6 protein-coding genes are annotated in these 7669 nt (G+C 71.3%); 5 read left to right on the top strand and 1 reads right to left on the bottom strand.

Annotated features, from left to right (window positions below; all coding sequences use genetic code 11):
• On the top strand, positions 1-896 hold an 896-nt coding region (sbnB, locus tag ACWV17_RS29845; protein ID WP_455362121.1), incomplete at its 5' end, for a 2,3-diaminopropionate biosynthesis protein SbnB.
• A gap of 62 nt (positions 897-958) precedes the next feature.
• On the opposite strand, the gene ACWV17_RS29840 is transcribed toward sbnB, so the two are convergent.
• Positions 959-1345: a hypothetical protein gene (locus tag ACWV17_RS29840; protein WP_455362120.1), complete on the bottom strand. Its 387-nt coding sequence runs from the start codon at positions 1343-1345 to the stop codon at positions 959-961.
• Positions 1346-1734: 389 nt separating this feature from the next.
• Between ACWV17_RS29840 and ACWV17_RS29835 the strand changes: the two genes are divergently transcribed.
• The 4 genes from ACWV17_RS29835 (at position 1735) to ACWV17_RS29820 (ending at position 7645) form a co-directional block, all read left to right on the top strand.
• Complete coding sequence (locus ACWV17_RS29835; RefSeq protein WP_455362119.1) at positions 1735-3513, top strand: S8 family peptidase; 1779 nt, start codon at positions 1735-1737, stop codon at positions 3511-3513.
• A 217-nt stretch (positions 3514-3730) separates the two neighbouring features.
• On the top strand, positions 3731-4492 hold the full coding sequence (locus ACWV17_RS29830; protein ID WP_455362118.1) for a DeoR/GlpR family DNA-binding transcription regulator: 762 nt from the start codon (positions 3731-3733) through the stop codon (positions 4490-4492).
• Positions 4489-5436: a 1-phosphofructokinase gene (gene pfkB / locus ACWV17_RS29825; protein ID WP_455362117.1), complete on the top strand. Its 948-nt coding sequence runs from the start codon at positions 4489-4491 to the stop codon at positions 5434-5436. The genes ACWV17_RS29830 and pfkB overlap by 4 nt, the downstream gene beginning before the upstream one ends.
• Positions 5437-5614: 178 nt before the next feature.
• A complete protein-coding gene (locus tag ACWV17_RS29820) occupies positions 5615-7645 on the top strand; it encodes a PTS fructose transporter subunit IIABC (protein WP_455362116.1) in 2031 nt (676 codons plus the stop codon).
• The last annotated feature ends 24 nt before the right edge of the window (positions 7646-7669 follow it).

Genomic DNA, 7669 nt, shown 5'->3' with positions numbered 1-7669 from the left:
AGGTGTCCCTTCAAGGCATCAAGAACTGGGGACGTTCATCCGTACGCGGGTGGGGACGTTCACGTGTACGCCGACAGCAGGTGCGGGTGGACGGCCTGAAGTGGATCTCCAGCTTCCCGGAGAATGTGACGGCCGGCGTCCCCAGGGCCTCGGCCGTGCTGATCCTCAACGACCACGACACCGGCTACCCGTTCGCCTGCCTGGAAAGCTCCATCATCAGCGCCACCAGGACCGCGGCATCGGCCGCGCTGGCGGCCCGGTGGCTCAGCCGCGGCCGGCAGCGCCCGGCACGCGTCGGGTTCTTCGGGGCGGGCCTGATCGCCCGTTACATCCACACCTTCCTGGCTGCCACCGGCTGGTCGTTCGACGAGACCGGCGTGCACGACCTGTCCGCCGACAGCGCGGCCGGCTTCCATGACTACCTGCGGCAGTCCGGTGAAACCGGGCGGATCAGCGTGCACGACAGCGCCGAGGAGCTGATCCGCTCCAGCGACCTGGTGGTCTTCGCCACCGTCGCCGCCCAGCCGCACGTCAACGACCCGGCGTGGTTCGGCCACAACCCTCTGGTCCTGCACGTGTCGCTGCGCGACCTCGCGCCGGAGATCCTGCTCGGCTCGGCCAACATCGTCGATGACATCGAGCACTGCCTGAAGGCCGGCACCTCGCCGCATCTGGCCGAGCAGCTCACGGGCAACCGGGACTTCCTGACCGGCACGCTGGACGATGTGATGGCCGGGCGGGTGACGGTGCCGGCGGACCGGCCGGTGGTGTTCTCGCCCTTCGGCCTCGGAGTGCTCGACCTCGCGGTGGGCAAGTACGTCTACGACGAGGTGGTCGGCGCCGGGCAACTGCACGTCGTCGAGGACTTCTTCCATGAGCTGAGCCGGTACGGATGAGCTCTCCGGCACCCCGCCGCCGACCTGGACGCCGCTCGTCGCGGGCCGGCGTCCGGACACGGTCATGACTCGACGGCGCCGGCGGTCTCGCCCTGGCCGCGCCGGGCCACGGCGGCCCGCAGCGCGGCCTCCGCCTCGGGGAAGTCGTCGGTCCGCACCCGCACGGCATCGAGCAGACGGCTGAGCCGCTCCGTTCCGCACTGCTCCGTGACGGCTTGCAGCAGATACGCCGCGTAGTCCTCGCCGGCTTCCTGGATGAGCTGGAGTTGAGTGGTGAACTGCTCGGCGGGCAAGGTGGTCGCGACACCGTCGAGGACCAGCTCGGCGTCCCCAGGCTCTCCCGCCGTCCGCGACCGCCTCAGCGGCTGCGCACGGTCTGCGTCATCGTGACGCCGCCACTGGTAGATGTACTGAAGGAAGAGCGGCGTGGCACTGAACTGCCAGAGCATGGCACGCGCCTCCTCCTTGCGTCCGGCCGAGCGCATTTTCTGCGGTCAGCGCGGCGATCGAATCGCCGGACCGCTGCTGTGCCGCCCAGGGCAACAGACTGTTGCCGACGCTCCTTTGACCGCACGCGCGACGCCGCAAGATGCTGCGCCCGGAGGAGTTGGACCACCTCCACACAGCGAAGAGGACCCCGAAGAGGCCTTCGGGGTCCTCAGGCGCCTCCCGACCGGCGAACCGACTTGTGACACACGACACTTCCCTTCCGGGCTGATCATCTGACATCTTGCGTTCACCCCACACAACACGTGGCTCGACCGGTGCCACCAGCACCGTCGGGCCTTCGGAGGACGCATTGTTTTCCCACATATCCAGCCGGCTGAGACGCTCGGTCGTGGCCGCTTCCGCATTCGGCGCGGCCGTGGTCCTCGTGACCCCCGCCGGACTCGCCAATGCCGCCGTCACGCCGGTCCCGCCGGGCACCTCGGGCACGTCGGCCGCCCCGGGCAAGTCGGCCACCGCAGCCGCTCCTTCGGCCTGGGCCGCAGGCACCCGCGCCTACCTGGTCATCACCGCGCCGGGTGACACCTCGGCGGTGCGGACGGCGATAGCCGGCAAGGGCGGTACGGTCTTCGCGCACTACGACGCGATCGGAGTCGTCGTCGCGCACTCGACGTCCGCGACATTCGCCGGTGCTATGCGCGCGGTCGCCGGCGTACAACAGGTCGGCGCCACCCGGACGTCCGACGTGCCGGCCGACGCGTACAACCCGGCGCTGCCGGCGAACCCCGCGCAGTCTCCGACCACGCTGACCGAGTCCAACCGCTGGGACATGACCCAGATCAAGGCTGACCAGGCGTGGGCCGTGACCACCGGTTCGCCCACGGTCAAGGTCGGCGTGCTCGACACCGGCGTGGACGACCAGCACCAGGACCTCGCGCCGAACTTCAACGCCGCCGACTCGGTGTCCTGCGCGTACGGAAAGCCCGACACCCGGGCCGGCGCCTGGCGGGACGTCGGCACGCACGGCACCCACGTCGCCGGCACGATCGCGGCCGCCAAGAACGGCAAGGGAGTCATCGGCGTCGCGCCCAGCGTGAAGATATCGTCCGTCCGCATCGCCGAGCCGGACACCAGCATGTTCTTCGCCGAGAACACCATCTGCGGCTTCATGTGGGCCGGCGACCACGGCTTCAAGGTGACCAACAACAGCTATTACACCGACCCGTGGATGTTCAACTGCCCGGACAACGCCGACCAGGCCGCCATCATCGAGGGCGTCAAGCGCGCCCAGGCGTACGCCGAGGGCAAGGGTTCGCTGCAGGTCGCCGCCGCCGGTAACTCCAACTACGACCTGGCGAACAAGACGACCGACTCCTCGAGCCCCAACGACTCGACCCCGGTCACCCGGAACATCACCAATGCCTGTATTGACATCCCGACCGAGCTGCCGGGCGTGGTGACCGTCGCGGCCATGGGCAAGGGCAACATCAAGGCGTCGTACTCCAACTTCGGCAAGGACATCATCGACATCGCCGCGCCGGGCGGCGACGGTTCCTCCGGGGTGTACTCGACCGTCCCGGGCGGCAAGTACAGCAACATGAACGGGACGTCGATGGCCGCGCCGCACGTCGCGGGCGTGGCAGCCCTGCTCGCCAGTGTCAACCCCGCCTCCACACCGGCGGACCTCCGCGCACAGCTGGCCGGCCAGGCCACCGACACCGCCTGCCCGTCCGACAGTCGCTGCACGGGCACGACGGCCAGGAACGGCTTCTTCGGCGAGGGGCAGGTCGACGCGCTGAAGGCGGTGGGCGGCACCCCGCCGCCCGGTAAGTACTTCGAGAACCTCACCGACGTGGCCATCGGCGACAACGCCACGGTGGACAGCCCGATCGCGGTCACCGGCGTGAGCGGCAACGCCCCGGCCACGCTCAAGGTCGGTGTGGACATCAAGCACACCTACCGCGGTGACCTCGTGGTCTCGCTCGTCGCTCCCGACGGCACGGTCTACCTGCTGGAAGACTTCGCCAACAACGACGGCACGGACAACGTCGGCAAGACCTACACGGTCAACGCGTCGGCGGAGACCGCGGCCGGCACGTGGAAGCTGCGGGTACGGGACATCGCCACCCAGGACGTCGGACGGATCGACGCCTGGAACCTGACCTTCTAGAACCGATCACGCCAGAACCCATCACGCCCCTGACCCCGGGTACGGCAGCCACTCATGGCCGCCGCACCCGGGGTCAGTCATTGCCGCCCGGTCGCGGAGCCGCGCCGATGCCTGATTTCCGTCCGTTCCCATGCCCGAATCTGTTTACTTCCCTGCGATGCGGGCGTAGCATCGAGGAAAACAACAGGCTCGGTCACGGAAACGGATGTAAAACCACATGTTCGCAGCGGAGCGTCAGCAGGAGATCATGCGCCTGGCCCGCGACAGCGGCCGGGTGGATGTGCTGTCCCTCGCCGAGGAGTTCCAGGTCACCGCGGAAACCGTGCGGCGCGACCTCAAGGCCCTCGACCGAGCGGGGCTGGTGCGGCGCGTCCACGGCGGCGCCATCCCGGTCGGCCATCTCGACTTCGAGCCTGACCTCGCCGAACGCGACGCGGTCGCCGCCGACGAGAAGGACCGCATCGCCCGCGCCGCACTCGCCGAGCTCCCGGTCGACGGCAGCGTGATCCTGGACGCGGGCACGACGTCCGCCCGGCTGGCCGCCGCCTTCCCGGTGGAGTCCGCGCTCACCGTCGTCACCCACGCTCTGCCCGTCGCCGCCCGGCTCGCCGACCACCCGGGCATCGCCCTGCACCTGGTCGGCGGACGGGTCAGGCACCGCACCCGTGCCGCCGTGGACGCCTGGGCCCTGCGTGCCTACGGCGAGATCAAGGCCGACGTGGTCTTCCTCGCCACCAACGGGTTCGCCGTCGACGGCGGCCTGACCACCCCCGACCTCGCCGAGGCCGCGGTCAAGCAAGCCGCCATGGGAGCCGCCCGCAGGGTCGTCCTGCTCGCCGACTCCGCCAAGTTCGGGCAGCAGCACTTTGCCCGCTTCGGCGACCTCGCGGACGTGGACCTGCTGATCACCGACACGGGGCTCAGCCCCGACGACGCCCGCCTCATCGAGCGGCAGGGTACGGAGGTCGTCCGCGCATGATCCTCACCATCACCCCGAACCCGAGCCTGGACCGCACGTACGAACTGCCGTCCCTGGACAGGGGAGCCGTGCTGCGCGCGACCGGCGACCGGGTCGACCCCGGAGGCAAGGGCGTCAACGTCTCACGCGCCGTCGCCGCGGCCGGTCACCGTACCGTCGCCGTCGTACCGCTCGGCGGTCCGGAGGGCGCGCTGCTCGGCCGGCTGCTCGGCGCACGAGGCATCGAGGCCGTCGGAGTGCCCGTCGCCGGCTCCACCCGCGTCAACATCACGCTCGTCGAGCCCGACGGCACGCTCACGAAGGTCAACGCGGCCGGTCCCGACATCGCCCCGGCCGAGGCCGAGGCGCTGCTCGAGGCCGTACGGACCCGGTCGGCGCAAGCCGACTGGATCGCCTGCTGCGGCAGCCTGCCGCGCGGTCTGCGGCCCGAGTGGTACGCCGAACTCGTGGCCCGCATTCACCGGGCCGGCGCCCGCGTGGCCCTCGACACCTCGGGAGCGGCCCTGACCGCCGCACTCCGGGAACGGCCCGACGTGGTCAAGCCCAACGCCGAGGAACTCGCCGAAGCCGTCGGCCGCCCCCTGGCCACCGTCGGCGACGCCGTCAAGGCGGCGGAGGAACTGCGCGAACGAGGCGCCCAGGCCGTCCTGGCCAGCCTCGGTGCGGACGGCCAGCTCCTGGTCGACGCCACCGGTACCTGGTTCGGCCACGCGCCCGCCGACGCCGTCCGCAGCAACGTCGGTGCGGGAGACGCCTCCCTGGCGGGCTTCCTCACCGCCGGCGGCAGCGGCCCCGCCGCCCTGGCGGCGGCCGTCGCCCACGGAACGGCGGCCGTACAACTACCTGGAAGCGTCATGCCGTCACCGGCCGACGTCGACCTGGCGGCGGTCACCACGACCGCGCACCCTCCCCTGGACCGCCCCCTCGGGGAGCCGGCGCCATGACAGCCCGTCATCGCCCCGCGCCCGCCCCACCGTGCCGCGTGTCCCGCCCCAGCTCCGGCAGGGCGCCGCTCAAGGCGCCCGGCCGTTCCGTCCATCCGCTCGTACTTCCCGGACGGACCTGGCACCACCACCTCCCCCCACCGCCCCCCGAGGCGGTTCGCGAGCAAGGAGCCGCGTGATGAGTGAGTTGATCACCGGAGAACTGGTCGACGTCGACCTGTCCGCCGAGACCAAGGAAGCGGCCGCCCGGTCGCTCGCCGAGCGCATGGTCGCGGCCGGCCGCGTCACCGATCTCGACGGCTTCCTCGCCGACGTGGCGGCACGCGAGGCCCAGATGCCGACCGGTCTCGACGGCGGCATCGGCATACCGCACTGCCGCAGCGAGCACGTCACCCTCCCGACGCTGGCATTCGGCCGCAGCGAGCAAGGCATCGATTTCGGCGCGCCGGACGGCCCCGCCGATCTGATCTTCCTGATAGCGGCCCCGGCCGGCGCGGACGACGACCATCTGACGATCCTCTCCACCCTGGCCCGCCGGCTCATGGACACCGACTTCACCACCGCACTGCGCACCGAACGCGACCCGGCGACGGCCGCCGCCCTCATCCGAGGTGAGGAGGAGGCGACAGCCCCGGCCGACGCCTCGGCGAGTACGGCTTCCGGCGACTCGGCAGCTGCCGCCCCGGTGAGTTCGGATCCGGCGGCCGCCGCCCCGGCAACCGACTCCGTCCCCTTCCGGATCGTGGCCGTCACCTCCTGCCCGACCGGTATTGCCCACACGTACATGGCCGCCGATTCCCTCCAGAAGGCCGCGGAGACCGAGGGCGTGGAACTCGTCGTGGAGACCCAGGGCTCGGCCGGATTCAGCCGGCTCGCCCCCGCCGTCGTCGCGGCCGCCGACGGCGTGATCCTCGCGCACGACGTGGAGGTCCGCGAGAAGGACCGGTTCGCCGGAAAGCCCACGGTCGACGTCGGCGTCAAGGCCGCCATCAACCGCCCCGCCGAACTCATCGCCGAGACACGGGCCAAGGCCGCACGCGGCGAGGTCACCGCCGCGGCCGCCGCCTCGGCGCCCATGGACGCCGGCGCCCCCGGCGACCACTTCGGTACGCGCCTGCGCAAGTGGCTCATGACCGGCGTCAGTTACATGGTGCCGTTCGTCGCCGCGGGCGGTCTGCTCATCGCCCTCGCCTTCGCCATCGGCGGATACGAGATCAACACGGCCCCGTCCGTCGCCGAGCACTTCCTGTGGACCGAGGCCGCGAGCTGGGCCGCACTGCTGTTCCAGATCGGCGGCGCCGCCTTCGGCTTCCTCGTCCCGGTCCTCGCCGGATACATCGCCTACGGCATGGTCGACCGGCCCGGGCTCGTGCCCGGCATCGTCGGCGGTGCCCTCGCGGTCACCATCAACGCGGGCTTCCTCGGCGGCCTCGCGGCCGGTCTGCTCGCGGGCGCGGTGGTGATGGCCATCCAGCGTGTTCACGTGCCGCCCGTGCTGCGCGGCATCATGCCGGTGGTCGTGATCCCGTTGATCTCCGCCGCGGTCGTCGGCTTCCTGATGCTCGTCGTGGTCGGCAAGCCGATCGCCTCCTTCCAGAAGGCCATGAGCGACTGGCTGAGCGGCCTCTCGGGCGGCAACGCCGTCCTGCTCGGCGTCCTGCTCGGCCTCATGATGTGCTTCGACCTCGGCGGCCCGGTGAACAAGGTCGCCTACGCCTTCGCGGTCGGTGGCCTCGCCACCCCCACCGACGGCAGCCTCAAGGTCATGGCCGCGGTGATGGCGGCCGGCATGGTCCCGCCGCTGGGCATGGCCCTGGCGACGACCGTGCGCGCGAAGCTGTTCACCAGGACCGAGCGGCAGAACGGCAAGGCGGCCTGGGTCCTCGGTGCCTCCTTCATCAGTGAGGGCGCCATTCCGTTCGCCGCGGCGGACCCGCTGCGGGTCATCCCGTCCGCGATGGCCGGCGGGGCCGTCACCGGCGCCCTGTCGATGGCGTTCGGCGCCACGCTGCGTGCCCCGCACGGTGGCATCTTCGTCGTCCCGCTGATCGGCCAGGCCCTGCTCTATCTGCTGGCCATCGCGGCCGGCACCGTGGTCACTGCCGCGCTGGTGATCCTCCTCAAGAGTCACCGCAAGCCGGCGGGCCCGGCGGAGACGGTCCCGGCCAACCCGGCGGCCCCGGACCCCAAGGTCTCCGTGGCCGCCTGAGACTCCGGTCCCCGGGCCACGCCC

Source organism: Streptomyces mabaensis (assembly GCF_053763515.1).
Note: the sequence above shows the minus strand (reverse complement) of the source record. Positions and strands in the feature narration are given on the sequence as shown.